Here is a 17,638-nt window from a genome sequence, read left to right on the forward strand (position 1 = left end):
GCGGCGCCGGAGCGAAGCGGAGGGGACGTCATGACCACCGCGATCGAACGACACCTGTACGACGTCGTCGTGATCGGCGCCGGCGGCGCCGGGCTGCGCGCGGCGATCGAGGCCCGGCTGGCCGGCAAGCGCACCGCGATCATCTCGAAGTCGCTGTTCGGCAAGGCGCACACGGTGATGGCGGAGGGCGGCGCGGCCGCCGCAATGGGCAACGCCAACTCCCGCGACAACTGGATGGTCCACTTCCGGGACACCATGCGCGGCGGCAAGTTCCTGAACAACTTCCGGATGGCGGAGCTGCACGCCAAGGAGGCGCCGGAGCGGATCTGGGAGCTGGAGACGTACGGCGCGCTCTTCGACCGCACCAAGGACGGCAAGATCTCGCAGCGCAACTTCGGCGGCCACGAGTACCCGCGGCTCGCCCACGTCGGCGACCGGACCGGCCTGGAGCTGATCCGCACCCTGCAGCAGAAGATCGTCTCGCTGCAGCAGGAGGACTACGCCGAGACCGGCAGCTACGACGCGCGGATCCGGGTCTTCCAGGAGACCACCGTCACCGAGCTGCTGCTCGACGGCGACCGGGTGGCCGGCGCGTTCGGCTACGACCGCGAGTCCGGTGAGTTCCTGCTCTTCGAGGCGCCGGCCGTGGTGCTCGCCACCGGCGGCGTCGGCCGCAGCTACAAGGTCACCTCGAACTCCTGGGAGTACACCGGCGACGGCCACGCGCTGGCCCTGCGCGCCGGCGCGACGCTGATCAACATGGAGTTCCTGCAGTTCCACCCGACCGGCATGGTCTGGCCGCCCAGCGTCAAGGGCATCCTGGTCACCGAGTCGGTGCGCGGTGACGGCGGCGTGCTGCGCAACTCCGAGCAGAAACGCTTCATGTTCGACTACGTCCCCGACGTCTTCCGCAAGCAGTACGCGGAGACCGAGGAGGAGGCCGACCGCTGGTACACCGACCCCGACAACAACCGCCGCCCGCCCGAGCTGCTCCCCCGCGACGAGGTCGCCCGCGCGATCAACAGCGAGGTCAAGGCGGGACGTGGCAGCCCGGCCGGCGGGGTCTTCCTGGACGTCTCCACCCGGATGCCGGCCGAGCAGATCATCCGGCGCCTGCCGTCGATGCATCACCAGTTCAAGGAGCTGGCCGACGTCGACATCACCAAGGAGCCGATGGAGGTCGGGCCGACCTGCCACTACGTGATGGGCGGCGTCGAGGTCGACCCGGACACCGGCGCGGCGCTCGGCCGGGTGCAGGGGCTGTTCGCCGCCGGTGAGGTCTCCGGCGGCATGCACGGGTCCAACCGGCTCGGCGGCAACTCCCTCTCCGACCTGCTGGTCTTCGGCAAGCGGGCGGGCGAGCACGCGTCGTCGTACGTCGACTCGCTCGGCAAGCGGCCCAAGCCGTCGAAGGTGGACGTGGCGGCCGCCGTCGAGGTGGCGCTCGCTCCTCTGGTGCGGGGCGAGGGCGAGAACCCGTACACATTGCAACAAGATCTTCAGGCGGTGATGGGTGACCTGGTCGGCATCATCCGGCGCGAGGGCGAACTGACCGACGCCCTGAAAAGACTTCACGAGCTGCGGGTACGGGTGGCGAACGTGGCGGCCGACGGTGGCCGGCGCTACAACCCGGGCTGGCACCTGGCGCTCGACCTGCGCAACATGCTGATCGTCTCGGAGTGCACGGCGAAAGCGGCGCTGGAGCGGGAGGAGTCGCGGGGCGGGCACACCCGCGAGGACTTCCCGAAGATGAGCCCGCTGTGGCGCCGGATCAACCTGATCTGCTCGATCGACGAGTCCGGCGACGTGCACCTGGAACGCAAGCCGGTGCCGCGGATGCGCGGCGAGTTGGCAGCGCTCTTCGACCGCAGTGAGCTGGCGAAATACCTGACCGACGAGGAGCTGGCCGAGTTGGAGGCAGAATGAAACGCCACTTCCGCGTCTGGCGCGGGGATGCGTCCGGCGGCGACCTGACCGAGTTCGACGTCGAGGTGAACGAGGGCGAGGTGGTCCTCGACATCATCCACCGGTTGCAGGCCACCCAGGCGCCGGACCTGGCCTGCCGGTGGAACTGCAAGGCCGGCAAGTGCGGCTCCTGCTCCATGGAGATCAACGGCAAGCCGCGGCTCGGCTGCATGACCCGGATGTCGACGTTCACCGAGGACGAGACGATCACGATCACGCCGCTGCGGACCTTCCCGGTGATCCGCGACCTGGTCACCGACGTGTCGTTCAACTACGAGAAAGCGCGGGAGACGCCGGCGTTCGCCCCGCCGGTCGGGGTGGCCCCCGGTGAGTACCGGATGCAGCAGATCGACGTGGAACGCAGCCAGGAGTTCCGCAAGTGCATCGAGTGCTTCCTCTGCCAGAACACCTGCCACGTGGTCCGCGACCACGAGGAGAACAAGGAGGCGTTCTCCGGCCCGCGGTACTTCATCCGGGCCGCCGAACTCGACATGCATCCGCTCGACGCGCGCGGCGACCGCAAGGAGTACGCGCAGTCCAGCCAGGGCCTCGGCTACTGCAACATCACCAAGTGCTGCACCGAGGTCTGCCCGGAACACATCAAGATCACCGACAACGCGATCATCCCGATGAAGGAGCGCGTGGTGGACCGTCGTTACGACCCGCTGGTCTGGCTCGGCCGCAAAATCTTCAGGCGGGACGAGCTCGAGGGTACGGAGTCGATGGCGCCCACCGGCTCCACCGGCGTCACCGGCGTCGCGGCGGGGGTGCCGCTCTCCAGCGCCCGGCTGCCCGAGGGCCCGCCGGTCGGCGCGGACGGTCACATGGACGTCGCCGAGCTCGCGGCGCCGATCCAGGGCGGCCCGTCACCGTTCGGCGAGGACGTCACGTTCCCGCTGCCGCCCGAGGAGATCGTTTACACCCACCCGTCCACGGACAAGCGCTGATCTTCGAACGCCCGTACTAAACTGGCGGGATGAGCAGCAGTTACCAGCCTTCGATGCTCGATCTCCTGGGCGGCGGGCCGGCGCTTCCCGACGGGCCGGCGCTTCCCGACGGGCCGGCGCTTCCCGACGGGCCGGCGCTTGGCGGCGGGCCGTCGCTTGGCGGCGGCCTCTCCGGGGGTGTGGCGCTTTCGCCGCTGGCCGGGGCCACCCGGCATCGGCTCACCGCGGGGGCCTGGGTGGATGTGCTGCCCGGCTGGATGCACGGCTCGGACACGGTCTTCGAGACGCTGCTCGGCATCGATTGGCGGGCCGAGCGGCGGAAGATGTATGACGACGTCGTCGACGTGCCGCGGCTGCTGCGCTGGTTCGGTGGCGGCGAGACGCTGCCGCATCCCGCGCTCGCCGAGGCGAAAGCGCTGCTCAACGCCCACTACGGCGAGGAGCTGGGCGAGGAGTTCGTGACGGCCGGCATGTGCCTCTACCGCGACGGCCGGGACAGCGTCGCCTGGCACGGCGACACCGTGGGCCGTTCAGCGCGCCACGACACCATGGTCGCGATCGTCTCGTTCGGCTCCCCGCGGAACCTGCTGCTACGCCCCCGCGCAGGCGGGCACGACACGCTGCGGTTTCCGCTCGGCCACGGCGATCTGATCGTGATGGGCGGCTCGTGCCAGCGCACATGGGAACACGCCATCCCGAAAACGGCCCGCCCGGTCGGGCCGCGGGTGAGCGTCCAGTTCCGACCCCAGGGCGTCGCCTGATCACCACCGAGCCGCAGCAGCACCGCCGCGCCCGCCAGCACCACCGGCCCGCCGGCCAGCACCGCCGCGCCGCTCCCACCGCCGCACCGCCTGCCACGGCAGCAGTCGCCGCGGCGATCTTGGCGATTTCCACAAACAGTCCGGCGTCGCGCAACCATCCAAGATCGTCGCGGAGGGGAGATCGGGGCGGAGCGCGCGGGGGTGAGCGGCGGCGGGGCGGCGCGGGGCCGGCGGCGCGGGCAGGGCGGCGCGCGGTGGGCGGCGCGCGGTGAGCGGCGCGCGGCGGGGTGGGGCTGAGCTGCGGGGAAATCATGAGGTAACAGGGACATTGCAAGTGGTTGACGGCGCGGCCGAGAAAGTTACACTCCTAGTGTAAATAGTTGACCATCACTCCACGCAGGACTTCTACCGGTCCGGGAGGTGGCTGTGGCAACAGACGAACTCGCCCTTCACCACATAACCGTTCGCTTCGGCGGGCTGACTGCTCTCGATGACGTGTCCCTGCGCGTGACGCCGGGGAAGATCGTCGGGGTGATCGGGCCCAACGGGGCGGGCAAGACGACACTTTTCAACGTCATCTGCGGATTCGTGCCGCCGACCGAGGGCACCCTCACCCTCGACGGGCGGCCCTGGCGACCCCGGCCGCACCATCTCAGCCGGCTCGGGATCGCCCGGACACTGCAGGGCGTCGGCCAGTTCGCCGGCATGACGGTGCTGGAGAACGTGATGGTCGGCGTTCGCGGCCGGCGGGCCGAGGCGGAAGCGCTCGCCGCGCTGGAGCGGTGCGGTGTCGCGAAGTACGCGGCGGCCCATCCCGGCGCGCTGCCCTATGCGATCCGGAAACGGATCGAGCTGGCTCGCGCTCTGGCGTCGAAGCCGCGCGTTCTGATGCTCGACGAGCCGGCCGGCGGCCTGGACACCGACGAGATCCACTGGCTCGGTGACCTGATCAAAGAGGTCGGCACCACGGTTCTGCTGGTCGAGCACCACATGGACCTGGTGATGTCGGTCTGCGACGAGATCCTGGTTCTGGACTTCGGCAAGCCGATCGCGCTCGGCACCCCCGCCGAGATCAGCACGAACGAGCGGGTCACCGAGGCGTACCTCGGCACACCCGCCTAGAAAGCACAAAGACTCCGTCAGGCAAGCCGGCCCTCCGGGCACGGCTTTCGTTGGCATACCCGAAATTTCGTGAAACAACCGGAGGAGACACGGCATGAGCAGCGCACTGCTGCGGGTCGAGGGGCTCACCGCCGGATACGGTGCGGCGCCGGTCCTGCACGACGTCAACCTCACCGTCCAACCCGGAGAGATCGTCGCTGTTCTCGGCGCGAACGGGGCCGGCAAGACCACGCTCCTGCGCACCCTTTCCGGACTGGTCCGCAGCAGCCGCGGCCAGGTGGTCTTCGACGGCGCGGACCTGAAGGGCACCAAGGTCGAACGGATGGTGCGCCGCGGCATCGCGCACGTCCCGGAGGGGCGCGGTGTGGTCACCGAGCTCACCGTCGACGAGAACCTGCGGCTCGGCGGCCTGTGGCGGCGCGATCAGGCCGACGCGAAACGTGCCCTCGACGAGGTGTACGAACGGTTCCCGGCGCTGGCACAACGTCGTGCCTTCGCCGGGCACCAGTTGTCCGGCGGCGAGCGGCAGATGCTCGCGCTGGGCCGGGCGCTGGTCGGCCGGCCCAGGCTGCTGCTGCTCGACGAACCGTCGCTCGGGCTGGCCCCCAAGATCACCGCACAGATCATGGCGCTCCTGCGGGACCTGCGGGAACGTACCGGGCTCGCGGTTCTGCTCGTGGAGCAGAACGTCCGCAGCGCGCTCTCCATCGCCGACGAGGGTGTGGTGCTGGCCCTCGGCCGGGTGGTGACCCGCAACAAGGCGTCCGCGTTGCGCGACGACGCCGATCTCCGTCATGCCTACCTGGGGTTCTGATGAGCCAGTTCATCTATCTGACCTTCGACGGGCTGAGCCGGGGCGCCGTCTACGCGGCGTTCGCGCTGGCCCTGGTGCTGATCTGGCGGGCCGCCCGGATCGTCAACTTCGCGCAGGGCGCGATGGCCGTGGCGGCGGTCTACGCCGGCTACTCGGTCACGAGCGCGACCGGTTCCTACTGGCTCGGCTTCATCACCGCCCTCGTCGCGGGACTGATCCTCGGCGTGGTCGTGGAGCGGGTGGTGATGCGGTTCGTCGACCACTCGTCGCCGCTGAACGGCGTGGTGGTGGCGCTCGGCCTGGTCCTGGTGATCCAGGGCGTGCTCGGCATCATCTACGGCAACGAGTTCCAGCCGGTGGAGACGCCGTTCAGCCGGGACGCCTTCGAGATACAGGGCATCGCCGTGCTGTCCCGATACGACCTGTTCGTGTTCGCCGCGGTGGGCGCGGTGGTCGTCCTTCTCACGCTTCTCTTCACGCGTACGGCGGTGGGGCTCCGGATGCGCGCCGCGGCGTTCGCACCTGATGTCTCCCGGCTGCTCGGTGTCTCGGTGGGCGGCATGCTGACGCTCGGCTGGGCACTCGCCGCGGCGGTCGGCTCGCTGGCCGGGATGCTGGTCGTCCCGACCGAACTGGGCCTGCACCCGACCGCCATGGACGTGGTGTTCATCTCCGCGTTCACCGCGGCGGTGGTCGGCGGCCTGGACAGCCCGATCGGCGCGGTCACCGGCGGTCTCGTGGTGGGGCTGCTGCTCTCCTACGTCAGCGGTTACGTCGAGCCGACGGTCGCCCCGATGGCAGTCCTTCTCCTGCTCGTGGTGGTGCTCCTCGGCAAGCCGGGCGGGCTCTTCTCCAGCTCGAAGGCGAGGGTGGCATGACCGACATGAAACAGAAGACGGCCGCTCAGGACGTACCCACGACAAGCGCGCCGCAGCGGACCAGCCGGCGCCGCCTCGCTCCGATCCTGGTCGTCCTGGCCGGCGCGGGTCTGATTCTGATCCTCAGCTACACGCTGCCACCGTTCCGGAACTACCAGCTCGCGACGGTCGGCGCCTATCTCTGCGTGACCGCCGGGCTGACCCTCCTGACCGGACTGAACGGCCAGTTGAGCCTCGGGCACGGCGCGCTGATGGCGACCGGCGCCTACACGTTCGCGCTGACACAGAACAAGTGGCTCAACCTGCCGCTCAGTTTCGTCCTGGCGATCGCGGTGACCACGGTGGCCGGCGCGGTGATCGGGCTGGCCGCGGCCCGGCTGCGCGGACCCTATCTGGCCGGTCTGACCCTCGCCGTCGCGATCGTGGTCCCGTCGGTGACGAGCACGTTCGACGAGACGTTCAACAGCGATCAGGGCCTGTCGGTGGTGCTCGACCCGCCGCCCGGGACGATCCCGATGGAACGCTGGCAGGCCTGGCTCTGCTGGGCCGGCGCGCTGGTCACCGTGCTGGTCCTGGCCATGCTGGTTCGCGGGCGGTTCGGACGGGACCTGCGCGCGGTGCGGGACGACGAGACCGCCGCGAAGCTGGCCGGCATCAACGTCGCCCGTACCCAGGTCCTGGCCTTCGTCGTCAGCGCGGTCTGCGCCGGCCTGTCCGGCGCGCTGTTCGCCCTGCTCGCGCAGAGTGTCTCGCCGGGCGCCTTCCCGCTGACCCTCTCGCTGTTCCTGGTCATGGCGATCGTGATCGGCGGCCTGGGCAGCCTGTTCGGCGCGCTGTGGGGCGCCGTCCTGCTGGTCGCCCTGCCCGCGTTCGCCCAGTCGATCGCCGAGCAGGCCGGCTCGCACCGTCTCGAGGGGAACCTCGCCCTGGTCGTCTTCGGCGTGGTGCTCATCGTCGTCATGCTGGCCGCCCCCGGCGGCCTGGCATCCATCCGCTTCAACTTCATTCGCAGATTCAGGAGGTAACGATGAAACGCATCGCGACGACCTTCGTCGCCGCCGTGGTCCTGCTCGCCGCAGGCTGCAGCAGCGACGGCGACAGCAGTGGCGGCTCCGGCGGCGCCGACGTGCCAGGTGTGACCGACACCGAGGTGAAGATCGGCACCCATCACCCGCTCACCGGACCGGCGGCCGCCGGGTACGCGAGCATCTCGCCGGCCACCAAGGCGTACTTCGACTTCGTCAACGCGAACGGCGGCGTGCACGGCCGCAAGATCACTTACACGGTCAAGGACGACGCCTACAACCCGGCGACCACCCAGCAGGTGGTGCGCGAGCTGGTGCTGCAGGACAAGGTCTTCGCGATCATCAACGGGCTGGGCACGCCGACGCACACCGGCGTCCTGGACTTCCTCAAGACGAACCGGGTCCCGGACCTGTTCGTCGCGAGCGGCAGCCGCAGCTGGAACCAGCCGGACAAGTATCCGGGGACGTTCGGCTTCAACCCGGACTACACGGTCGAGGGCAAGATCCTCGGAACGTACGTGAAGGAGAACCTCGCCGGGAAGAAGGTCTGCTTCCTCGGCCAGGACGACGACTTCGGCCGGGACAGCCTGGTCGGCCTGGAGCAGGTCGTCGGCACGGTCACGGCCAAGGGCAGCTACGTGACCAGCAACCCGAACGTCGGACCGCAGATGGGCGAGTTCAAGGCGGCCGGCTGTGAGGTCGTCGTGCTGGCGACCATCCCCGGGTTCACCGCGCTCTCCATCGGAACGGCCGCGAAGATCGCCTACAAGCCGCAGTTCGTGGTGAGCAACGTGGGCGCCGACCCGACCACCGTGAGCAAGGCCCTGGGCGCCGGCGCGCCGCTGATGGAGGGCCTGGTGGCGGCGAACTACCTGCCGCTGAGCACCGACGAGGCGAACCCGTGGGTCCAGCTCTTCAAGAAGGTCAACACCGAGTACAACGGCGGCGCCGAGTTCGACAACAACGTCATCTACGGCATGTCGGTGGCCTACCTCTTCGTCCAGTCGCTGCAGGCGGCCGGCAAGGACCTGACCAGGGACGGCATCATCGCGGCCGTCAAGAAGAACAACTTCCAGGGCCCCGGCCTGGTCCCGCTGCGCTTCTCCGACAGCGACCATTCCGGGTACGGCGGCACGCAGCTCACCAAGATTGAAAAGGGCACGGCGGTCTACCTGGGCAGCCCGTACACCACCGACGACAAGGCGGCCCCGGTCGCGCCGCACCAGCCGCAAGCCGTGACGCCGCCGTCCAACGGCGTTCCGGCCGCGTAATATCTGCACCCGTACTGCACATACACGACTTTCTGGAGGTTGACCGATGGCGGACCAGGTAGCGATCGTGACCGGAGCCAGCCGGGGAATCGGGTTCGCCATCGCGCAACGCTTCGTGTCCCAAGGGGCGAAAGTCGCCGTCACCGGCCGCGACGCCGACGCCCTCGAGGCCGCCGTGAAGGAACTCGGCGGTCCCGAGGTGGCGATCGGCGTCGCCGGCAAGGGTGACGACCCGGCACACCGCGCCGCGGTGATCGACGCGGTCACCGGCCGGTTCGGCTCGATCACCACGCTGGTCAACAACATCGGGATCAACCCGGCGTACGGGCCGCTCGCCCAGCTCGATCTGGGCGCCGCCCGCAAGATGGCCGAGGTCAACCTGATCGGCACGCTGGGCTGGGTGCAGGAAGCGCTGCGCGGCGGCCTCGGCTCCGCCGACGGCGGATCGATCGTGAACATCTCCTCGGTCTCCGGCGTCCGACCGGCGCCGGGGATCGGGTTCTACGGCACCACCAAGGCGGCCCTCATCCACCTCACCGAGGAGCTCGCCATCGAACTGGCGCCCAGGATCCGGGTCAACGCGGTCGCCCCGGCCGTCGTGAAGACCCGGTTCGCCACCGCTCTCTACGAGGGACGCGAGGCGGAGGTGGCGGCCACGTACCCACTGGGCAGGCTCGGCAACACCGACGACGTGGCCGGCACCGTGGCGTTCCTCTGCTCACCGGACGCCTCCTGGATCACCGGCCAGACCATCGTGATCGACGGCGGCGTCACCCTCACCGGGAGCGTCCAGTGAAGCGCGTCGTCGTCACCGGCGCGGGCGGCGGGATCGGGGCCGGTCTGGCCCGCCGGTTCGCCGCAGACGGCGCCCGGGTCGTGGTCAACGACCTGAACGCCGACGCGGCCCGGTCGGTCGCCGACGAGATCGGCGGGCTCGCGGTGCCCGGCGACGCGGCGAGCGAGACCGACGTCCGCGCGCTCGTCGACGCGGCCTGGGCCGACCTCGGCGGGATCGACCTGTTCTGCTCCAACGCCGGCGTCCTCTCCTCGGGCGACGAGAACACCCCGGACGCGCAGTGGCAGCGCGACTTCGGCGTGAACGTGATGTCGCACGTCTACGTCAGCCGGGCCCTGCTGCCCCGCTGGCTGGACAGCGGCGAGCCGAAACGGCTGCTGATCACGGTCAGTGCGGCGGGCCTGCTCACCCTGCTCGGCAGCGCCACCTACTCGGTGACGAAACACGCCGCGCTGGCGTACGCGGAGTGGCTGCGGGCCACGTACGCACATCGGGGTTTGATCGTCCAGGCGCTCTGCCCCCAGGGCGTCCGCACCGACATGCTGACCCGGGGGAACGAGGACGGCAGCGGCAGCGCGGCGCTGCTCGCCGAGGGCGCGCTGACGCCCGAGGCCGTCGCCGACCAGGTGGCCGCGTCGCTGACCGGCACCGGTTTCCTGATCCTGCCGCACGCCGAGGTCGCGGAGTACTACCGCTTGCGCGCGAGCGATCCGGACCGTTGGCTGGGTGGCATGAACAAGATGCAGCGTGGCTTCGAGGGTGCTCGGTGAAGGGGCTCGACCTGGACGCCCTCCAGGCCTATCTGGACAGCCCGCCCCTGAGCGGGACGATGTTCGCCGGCGGGCGGTCGAACCTGACCTACGCGGTGACCGACGGGGTGAACCGGTGGGTTCTGCGGCGGCCGCCGCTCGGTCACGTGCTTCCCACGGCTCACGACATGGCGCGGGAGCACCGGGTGTTGTCGGCGCTGTCCGCAGCCGGGTTCCCGGTGCCGCGACCGGTCCTGCTCTGTGCCGACATCTCGATCATCGGCGCACCGTTCTATCTCATGGAGCACGTCGACGGGACGATCTACCGCGACGTCGCCCAGCTGGCGTCCGTCGATCTCGGAGAGCTGACGCTCCGGCTCGTCGACACCCTCGCGGACCTGCACTCGCTCGACCCCGCGAAGATCGGGCTCGAAGACTTCGGCCGCCCGGAAGGCTTCAACGAACGCCAGGTCCGCCGCTGGAAGAAGCAGCTCGACGCGTCCCGCAGCCGCGAGCTCTCCGGCATCGACGAGCTGCACGCCCGGCTCGCCACCGACATCCCGGCCGGCGGCCCCGGCGCGGTCGTGCACGGCGACTACCGCCTCGACAACGTGCTGATCGGCGACGCGCTCGAGGTCAACGCCGTGCTGGACTGGGAGATGTCGACTCTCGGCGACCCGCTGAGCGACCTCGCCCTGATGCTCGTCTACGCCGGGCGCCCGTTGCTCGTCCGCGACGGCGCACCCGTCGCGCCGATCGACCTGCCCGGTCACCCGTCGCTCGCCGCGATGTCCGCCCGGTACGCCGAGCGCAGCGGCCGGGACGTCAGCGACCTGCACTGGTACATCGGCTTCGCCGCGTTCAAGCTCGCCGTCATCCTCGAGGGCGTGCATTACCGATTCACCCAGGGCCAGACCGTCGGCGCCGGTTTCGACACCGTCGGAGCGATGGTGCCCGCACTCGTCGAGCAGGGCCACCGAGCGTTGGAAGGACACTGATTCTTCATGGAGTTCGAGTTCGACGCGAAGACCGAGGACTACCGGAAGAGGCTGCTCGCCTTCATGGACGAGCACGTGTATCCGGCCGAGTCGTCGTACCACGCCGACCCCGACAGCTGGGGTCCGCCGCCGATCCTGGAGAGTTTGAAGGCTGCCGCCAAGGAGGCCGGCCTCTGGAACCTCTTCCTCCCGGGTGAGCACGGCGCCGGCCTGACGAACCTGCAGTACGCCCCGCTCGCCGAGATCACCGGCCGCAGCCCGGCCATCGCGCCGGCCGCGCTGAACTGCGCCGCCCCGGACACCGGCAACATGGAGGTGCTCGCCGAGTTCGGCACGCCGGAGCAACAGGAGCAGTGGCTCAAGCCGCTGCTGGACGGCTCGATCCGGTCCGCGTTCGCGATGACCGAGCCGGGTGTCGCCTCCTCGGACGCCACCAACATCGGCACGCTGATCGAGCGCGACGGCGACGACTACGTCATCAACGGGCGCAAGTTCTACATCACCGGCGCGATGAACCCGAACTGCCGGATATTCATCGTGATGGGCAAGACCGACCCGGCCGCGGCCCGCCACGTGCAGCAGAGCCAGATCCTCGTGCCCCGCGACACCCCGGGCGTGACGGTCAAGCGCGGCATGACGGTCTTCGGGTACACCGACGGCGATCACGGCGGGCACGCCGAGATCATCTTCGAGAACGTACGGGTACCGGCCACCAACCTGATCGGCGAGGAGGGCGGCGGTTTCGCGATCTCGCAGGCCCGCCTCGGACCCGGACGGATCCACCACTGCATGCGGCTGATCGGCATGGCCGAACGAGCCCTCGAACTGCTCTGCACCCGCGCCCTGGCCCGCACCACGTTCGGCAAGCCCCTCGCCGAGCAGGGCGTCATCCAGGACTGGATCGCCGAGTCCCGGGTCCGGATCGAGCAGGCCCGGCTCCTCGTGCTCAAGGCCGCCTGGCTGATGGACACGGTCGGCAACAAGGGCGCGCACACCGAGATCCAGGCCATCAAGATCGTGGTGCCGGGCACCGTAGAGTGGATCATCGACAAGGCGATCCAGGCGCACGGCGCGGCCGGTACCAGCCAGGACACCCCGCTCGCCGGGCTCTGGGCCTCGGCCCGCACGCTGCGGCTCGCGGATGGCCCGGACGAGGTGCACAAGCGTTCCCTGGCGCACCGTGAGTTGAAGCGATACCGGAGTAGTTCGTGACCACACCCCCACGCGTCGACGGTCGTACCGCGCGATCCGAACGGACCCGCAACGCGATCGTCGACGCTCATCTCCGCCTGATCAGCGAAGGCGATCTGCGTCCCACCGCGGACCGGATCGCCAAGCTGGCCGGGGTGTCGCTGCGCGCGCTGTGGAGCCACTTCGCCGACATGGAAGCCCTGATGACCGCGAGTGGTCAGCGGGTGCTGGAACAGCGCGACACGTCCTACTCCCCCGTGCCGCCGGACCTGCCACTCGCCGAGCGGATCGCCGCGTACTGCGAGCAGCGCGCCCGCCTGCTGGAGGAGATCGCGCCGGCGGCGCGCGCCTCCGCGCTCAAGGAGCCTTTCTCGGCCGGGTTGCAGCACTACCGCAGGTTGCATGTGGCCCGGGTACGCGAGGAGCTGACAACCACCTTCCCGGCCGAAATCGGTCAGGACGAGGAGTTGCTGAACGCTCTCACGTCGGTCAGTCAGTGGCCGACCTGGTCGACGTGGCGCGACGTGATGGAGATGTCGATCGAGTCCGCCGAGGCGGCCCTGCGCCGCACGGTGGCGGCGCTGCTCGCTCCGGCGGTGTGAGGACCCGCCCGGCGTTGCCCGGGCTCCGGCCGTGAAGTCCGGCCGCTCGGTTTTCGGCCGCTCGGTTTTCGGCCGCTCGGTTTTCGGCCCCTCGGTTCGGCCCGACGTTTGCTCGCCGGCCCAGCCGTAGCGGAGAGCTGTTGCAGCAGCTTGATCACATGCCCCCGCTACGGCTCGACCCGGCGCGATGCCACTCGACGGCATCGATCGGCCCGCGGGATACGCGAATCGTCGCACCGATGTCCACGCAGGCCGCCGAACCGCACGCCGATGTCACGACGGGTCACCACCCCGGCGGAGCGTTGCGGCTTTGCGGCATCCTGCGGGGCCCCGAGCGTCCACACGTTTCCGCACAGCGCCAGGTTTACCCCGGATGCCGACACCGTCGGTGACGATCACGCGCTTGAACGGCGACCCGCCCACCCGCGCTGACCCGAACCCCACACGCTCGGCGACATCACCCGCTGCGCCGGCGAGCCGTCGCTGACGCAGGTCACCGCAGGCGGCGGAGTCAACCGGTGGTTGCACCAGCCGGTTCAATCCGCCAGCTGATCAGGAGACTGAGCTACGGCTCGCCGCCGGATTGCCCGATTCATCCGTCGAACCGGGCCGGGGACGGGCACGACAGAGCCGGATGCCGCTGAAACCCAGGGTGCTCGTGACCACCTCGTCCCAGAACTGCCACAAATCGCCGAGCAGCCGCAACTGAATCCCGGCCGCAGCATGGCACGCGATCAGATCACCGACCGGCTCCGGCGGCCCGAGCGGCTCCACCGGCTCGACCGCCACCCACGCGTACGGGCGCGGCTCCCCGAATGGCCGGAACGGCCCGGCCGGCAACCGGTAGGCATAGAGAGTGGTGTCGCGCATCGCGTCCAGCCACCCGTACTCGATCGCGTGCACCCGCTCCCCGCACCCGGCGCCGACGATCCGCTCCCGATCCGCGTCGGTCGTGCCGGGCCGCACCCAGGCCATCACGCGCGGGCACTGGCGCGGGAACCAGTAGCTGGGCGCCTGGTCCCGGTCGACAGCCCAGACATACGCCTCCGGCTGCCGAGCGGTCACCGCCACGTGCGGCACGAACCGCTCGATCGTCGGATCCTCCGAGAAGTGCAGAACGTGTCCCGCTTCCGGTCGCATCTCCTGTTCCTACCGCATCCGTGCCGCCTCTCCGTCGTCGGCGTGATGCGACGGAGATCGGGTGAGGCGTAGCTTCGAGGCGACGGAACTCTGGGCCAGTGTGGCTCAGTGTTCAGCAGCAGAGCGGTTCGCAGCCTGTTACGGAGTCCGGAGCCGGCTGGTGGACCGGCTCCGGAACAGCGCGTCAGAGGACGACGACCGAGCGGGCGCCCTCGCCGCGGGACATGTGGTCGAACGCGGCCGGCACGTCCGCCAGGCCGATCCGGTCGGTGATCAGGAAGTCGAGCGGGAGTTTTCCGCTCAGGACGTCCTCGGCCAGGGCCGGCACCTCGATGTCGGTGTCCGCCTGGCCGTAGACCGACGCGCGCAGGATCCGGGCCGAGCTGAAGATCTCCAGGGCGCTCAACTGGACCATGTCGTCGGCCGCGCCCATCCCGACGACAGTGACCTGGCCGCCGGTCCGGGTCGCTCGCCACGCCGCGCGGATCGTCGACGCCCGGCCCACGCACTCGATGGCGTGGTCGGCGCCGCGCTTGCCGGTGCGGGAGCGGATCTCCCGGGACAGGTTCTCCGAGGAGACCACGAAGTCGGTGGCGCCGGCCGCCTCGGCCAGGCCCTTCTTCGACTCGTTGACGTCGACCGCGATCACCTGGCCGGCGCCGGCCGCGCGGGCCGCCGCCACCGCGGACAGACCGACCCCGCCGAGCCCGATGACCAGCACCGATTCGCCGGGAGCGACCCGCGCGGTGTTGCGGATGGCGCCGGTCCCGGTGAGCACGGCGCATCCGAGCAGGGCCGCGAGATCAAAATCCAATTGCGGGGGTACGCGTATGACAGCGTTCTCCGGCATCACGACCTGCTCCGCGAACGCGCCCACACCGAGCGTCACGTGCACCGGCGCGCCGTCGAGGGTGAGGCCGTTCTCCAGGGCCGCGATGCCGTGCGAGGTGGAGCAGAGCCACGGCTGGCCGTGCTCGCAGAACCAGCAGCTGCGGCAGGCCGGCTGCCAGTTCAGCACCACGTGGTCGCCGACCGACGCCCGGGTGACGTGCTCGCCGACCTCGACCACCTCGCCGGCCGCCTCGTGGCCGAGCACCAGCGGGTGCGGCGGGCGGAGCGTGCCGTTGATCATCGAGAGGTCGGAGTGGCAGACGCCGGCCGCGCGGATCTTCACCCGCACCTGGCCCGGGCCGATCTCGGGGAGCCGCAGTTCGACGAGTTCGGCCGGGGTGCCTTCGGTGCGCACGACCAGGCCGGTCATGTAGTGGGTCATCGCTGAATGGCCTTCACCTGCTGGAATTCCGCCAGGCCGTACGCGCCCAGCTCCCGGCCGATGCCGGACTGTTTGTAACCGCCGAACGGCGCGAACGGGTTGAACGCGCCGCCGTTCACGTCGACGGCGCCGGTGCGCAGCCGCCGGGCCACGGCGAGGGCCCGGTCGGTGGAGCCCCAGACCGCGCCGGCCAGCCCGTACCGGGAGTTGTTGGCGATCGCCACGGCCTCGTCGTCGTCGCCGAACGGGATGATCGACAGGACCGGGCCGAAGATCTCCTCCTGGGCCAGCTCGCTGTCCGGGTCGACGTCGGCGAAGACGGTCGGCGCCACGAAGTGCCCGGTGTCCGGCAGCGGCGCGTCCAGCCCGCCGGCGACGAGCCGGGCGGACGAGGCCCGCTCGATGAACCCGCGCACCCGGTCGCGCTGCCCGGCGGAGGCCAGCGGCCCGAGCCGGGTCGCCGGGTCGAACGGGTCGCCCAGTGTGTATCCGGCCGCGGTCTTGGCGGCCAGCTCGACGGCCTCGTCGTAGTGGGAGCGGTGCACCAGCATCCGGGTCCACGCGGTGCACGTCTGCCCGGAGTTGAGGAACGCGTTGCCGACCCCGACCTTCACGGCCTTGACCAGGTCGGCGTCGGCGAGGATCACGTTGGCGGACTTGCCGCCAAGCTCCAGCGACACCTTGGCGATCCGGTCCGCGGCGGCGTGCGAGACGGCCCGGCCGGTCGCGGTGGAGCCGGTGAACGAGACCAGGTCGACGTCGGGGTGCCCGGCGATCGCCGCGCCGACCACCGGGCCGGTGCCGGTGACCAGGTTCAGCACGCCGGCCGGCAGCCCGGCCTCGTGGGCCGCGTCGAACAGCAGGTACGCGACGAGCGGCGTCATCTCGCTCGGCTTGAGCACCACGGTGCAGCCGGCCGCCAGGGCCGCGCCGACCTTCGCCACGATCTGGTGCAGCGGGTAGTTCCACGGGGTGATCGCACCGACCACGCCGGCCGGCTCGTGGACGACCAGCGAGTTGCCGATCGTCTCCTCCTCGCTCGCCCGGGCGGCCAGTTCCGCGTACCCGGAAAGCACCGTGAGGGGAAGCCCGGCCTGGACCGCCTTCGCGACCTTGAGGGGCGTCCCCAGCTCGCGTCCCACCGTCTCGGCGATCTCCCCGGCGCGTGCCGCCAGCGCCTGGTGCAGGTGGCCGAGCGCCGCGCCGCGCTCGGCCGGCGACGCCGACGCCCAGCCGTCCGCGGCCTGGCGGGCGGCGGAGACGGCGAGGTTCACGTCCTCGGCGGTGCCGGCCGGGACGTGCCCGAACACCTCCTCGGTGTACGGGTTCTCCACCTCGATCCGCTCGCCCGAGTCCGGCGGCACCCACTGCCCGCCGATGTAGAGCTGCTCACGGAATACCGACGTCATCGGCGTACCCCCTGGTCGTAGCGTTCGGTCAGGCCGGTGATCAACAGATCCAGCCCCAGTTCGAAGGCGCCCTCGTCGACCGCGTCGCGATGGGCGGCGAGCTCGTGGGCGCGGTGCAGGTGCGGATAGCGCTCGTCGTAGAGCTCCGGGTCGGCGGCGAAACCGAGCGCGAACGAGCCGAGCGCCGAGCCGGTGATCAGGTATCGCATCAGGGCGCCGATGTGGGTGGCCCGGGCCCGGGACCAGCCGGCCTCGATCAGCGCGCCGTAGACCGCCTCGGCCATCGCCAGGCCGGCCGGCCGCCGGCCGGGACCGGTGGCCAGCACCGGCACGATGTTCGGATGCGCGGTGAGGACCGCGTGGTACGACTTCGCCCAGAGCCGCAGCCCTTCGCGCCAGTCGCCATTGCGGAACACCTCGATGTCCACCTGCGCGACCACCGACTCGGCGACCGCGTCGACGATCTCGGCCTTGGTCGCGAAGTGGTTGTAGAGCGACGGGCCCTGCACGCCCAGCTCGGTGGCGAGCCGCCGCATCGACAGCGCGTCCAGGCCCTCCGCGTCGATCAGCGCGGACGCCGCCTCGACGATGCGCTCCCGGGTGAGCAGCGCCTGCCGGGGCCGAGCCATGAGAACTCCTCAGGAAATTACGGAATCAGCACTGGACGTGTAAAAACTTACACCGCTAGTTTAGGCGG

At 70.3% G+C, this 17,638-nt stretch carries 17 protein-coding genes; 13 read left to right on the forward strand and 4 right to left on the reverse strand.

Translation table 11 applies throughout. The features are described 5' to 3' along the window. Window positions 1-30 precede the first annotated feature (30 nt). The 13 genes from AB0F72_RS15410 (at window position 31) to AB0F72_RS15470 (ending at window position 13,119) form a co-directional block, all read left to right on the forward strand. Entirely contained in the window at window positions 31-1,926 is a 1,896-nt protein-coding gene (locus AB0F72_RS15410; RefSeq protein ID WP_360430682.1) for a fumarate reductase/succinate dehydrogenase flavoprotein subunit, read from the forward strand. Next, complete coding sequence (locus AB0F72_RS15415) at window positions 1,923-2,912, forward strand: succinate dehydrogenase/fumarate reductase iron-sulfur subunit (RefSeq protein ID WP_360430684.1); 990 nt, start codon at window positions 1,923-1,925, stop codon at window positions 2,910-2,912. The genes AB0F72_RS15410 and AB0F72_RS15415 overlap by 4 nt, the downstream gene beginning before the upstream one ends. 29 nt (window positions 2,913-2,941) lie before the next feature. Next, window positions 2,942-3,673, forward strand: coding sequence for an alpha-ketoglutarate-dependent dioxygenase AlkB (locus AB0F72_RS15420; protein ID WP_360430686.1), 732 nt, complete (start codon window positions 2,942-2,944; stop codon window positions 3,671-3,673). A 420-nt stretch (window positions 3,674-4,093) separates the two neighbouring features. Continuing rightward, on the forward strand, window positions 4,094-4,795 hold the full coding sequence (locus AB0F72_RS15425) for an ABC transporter ATP-binding protein (protein ID WP_360430688.1): 702 nt from the start codon (window positions 4,094-4,096) through the stop codon (window positions 4,793-4,795). Between the two features lie 94 nt (window positions 4,796-4,889). Further along, on the forward strand, window positions 4,890-5,609 hold the full coding sequence (locus AB0F72_RS15430; protein WP_360430690.1) for an ABC transporter ATP-binding protein: 720 nt from the start codon (window positions 4,890-4,892) through the stop codon (window positions 5,607-5,609). Next, on the forward strand, window positions 5,609-6,487 hold the full coding sequence (locus AB0F72_RS15435) for a branched-chain amino acid ABC transporter permease (protein ID WP_360430692.1): 879 nt from the start codon (window positions 5,609-5,611) through the stop codon (window positions 6,485-6,487). The genes AB0F72_RS15430 and AB0F72_RS15435 overlap by 1 nt, the downstream gene beginning before the upstream one ends. Next, window positions 6,484-7,512, forward strand: a complete 1,029-nt coding sequence (locus tag AB0F72_RS15440; protein ID WP_360430694.1) for a branched-chain amino acid ABC transporter permease — start codon at window positions 6,484-6,486, stop codon at window positions 7,510-7,512. The genes AB0F72_RS15435 and AB0F72_RS15440 overlap by 4 nt, the downstream gene beginning before the upstream one ends. A 2-nt stretch (window positions 7,513-7,514) precedes the next feature. After that, window positions 7,515-8,783, forward strand: coding sequence for an ABC transporter substrate-binding protein (locus AB0F72_RS15445; RefSeq protein WP_360430696.1), 1,269 nt, complete (start codon window positions 7,515-7,517; stop codon window positions 8,781-8,783). A 46-nt stretch (window positions 8,784-8,829) separates the two neighbouring features. Beyond that, window positions 8,830-9,579, forward strand: coding sequence for an SDR family oxidoreductase (locus AB0F72_RS15450; RefSeq protein ID WP_360430698.1), 750 nt, complete (start codon window positions 8,830-8,832; stop codon window positions 9,577-9,579). Further along, window positions 9,576-10,349, forward strand: a complete 774-nt coding sequence (locus tag AB0F72_RS15455) for an SDR family oxidoreductase (protein WP_360430700.1) — start codon at window positions 9,576-9,578, stop codon at window positions 10,347-10,349. Before AB0F72_RS15450 ends, AB0F72_RS15455 begins: the two co-directional genes overlap by 4 nt. Beyond that, window positions 10,346-11,326 carry a phosphotransferase family protein gene (locus tag AB0F72_RS15460; RefSeq protein ID WP_360430702.1) on the forward strand — a complete coding sequence of 327 codons (981 nt, stop codon included), beginning with the start codon at window positions 10,346-10,348 and terminating at the stop codon, window positions 11,324-11,326. The genes AB0F72_RS15455 and AB0F72_RS15460 overlap by 4 nt, the downstream gene beginning before the upstream one ends. 6 nt (window positions 11,327-11,332) lie before the next feature. Next, complete coding sequence (locus AB0F72_RS15465; protein ID WP_360430704.1) at window positions 11,333-12,538, forward strand: acyl-CoA dehydrogenase family protein; 1,206 nt, start codon at window positions 11,333-11,335, stop codon at window positions 12,536-12,538. Next, window positions 12,535-13,119: a TetR/AcrR family transcriptional regulator gene (locus AB0F72_RS15470; RefSeq protein ID WP_360430706.1), complete on the forward strand. Its 585-nt coding sequence runs from the start codon at window positions 12,535-12,537 to the stop codon at window positions 13,117-13,119. Before AB0F72_RS15465 ends, AB0F72_RS15470 begins: the two co-directional genes overlap by 4 nt. Before the next feature lie 552 nt (window positions 13,120-13,671). Here the strand turns inward: AB0F72_RS15470 and AB0F72_RS15475 are convergent. The 4 genes from AB0F72_RS15475 to AB0F72_RS15490 all read right to left on the reverse strand — a co-directional run bounded on the left by AB0F72_RS15475 (window position 13,672) and on the right by AB0F72_RS15490 (window position 17,570). After that, complete coding sequence (locus AB0F72_RS15475; RefSeq protein WP_360430708.1) at window positions 13,672-14,259, reverse strand: DUF6886 family protein; 588 nt, start codon at window positions 14,257-14,259, stop codon at window positions 13,672-13,674. A gap of 184 nt (window positions 14,260-14,443) precedes the next feature. Next, complete coding sequence (locus AB0F72_RS15480) at window positions 14,444-15,532, reverse strand: alcohol dehydrogenase catalytic domain-containing protein (RefSeq protein ID WP_360430710.1); 1,089 nt, start codon at window positions 15,530-15,532, stop codon at window positions 14,444-14,446. Continuing rightward, the gene (locus AB0F72_RS15485; protein WP_360430712.1) at window positions 15,529-16,941 is read right to left on the reverse strand and encodes an aldehyde dehydrogenase family protein; all 1,413 of its coding nucleotides are present in this window, start codon (window positions 16,939-16,941) and stop codon (window positions 15,529-15,531) included. Before AB0F72_RS15485 ends, AB0F72_RS15480 begins: the two co-directional genes overlap by 4 nt. Next, window positions 16,938-17,570 carry a TetR/AcrR family transcriptional regulator C-terminal domain-containing protein gene (locus AB0F72_RS15490; protein WP_360430714.1) on the reverse strand — a complete coding sequence of 211 codons (633 nt, stop codon included), beginning with the start codon at window positions 17,568-17,570 and terminating at the stop codon, window positions 16,938-16,940. Before AB0F72_RS15490 ends, AB0F72_RS15485 begins: the two co-directional genes overlap by 4 nt. Between the last annotated feature and the right edge of the window lie 68 nt (window positions 17,571-17,638).

The sequence above is a fragment of the Actinoplanes sp. NPDC023936 genome (assembly GCF_040639325.1).
Lineage (GTDB): Bacteria > Actinomycetota > Actinomycetes > Mycobacteriales > Micromonosporaceae > Actinoplanes.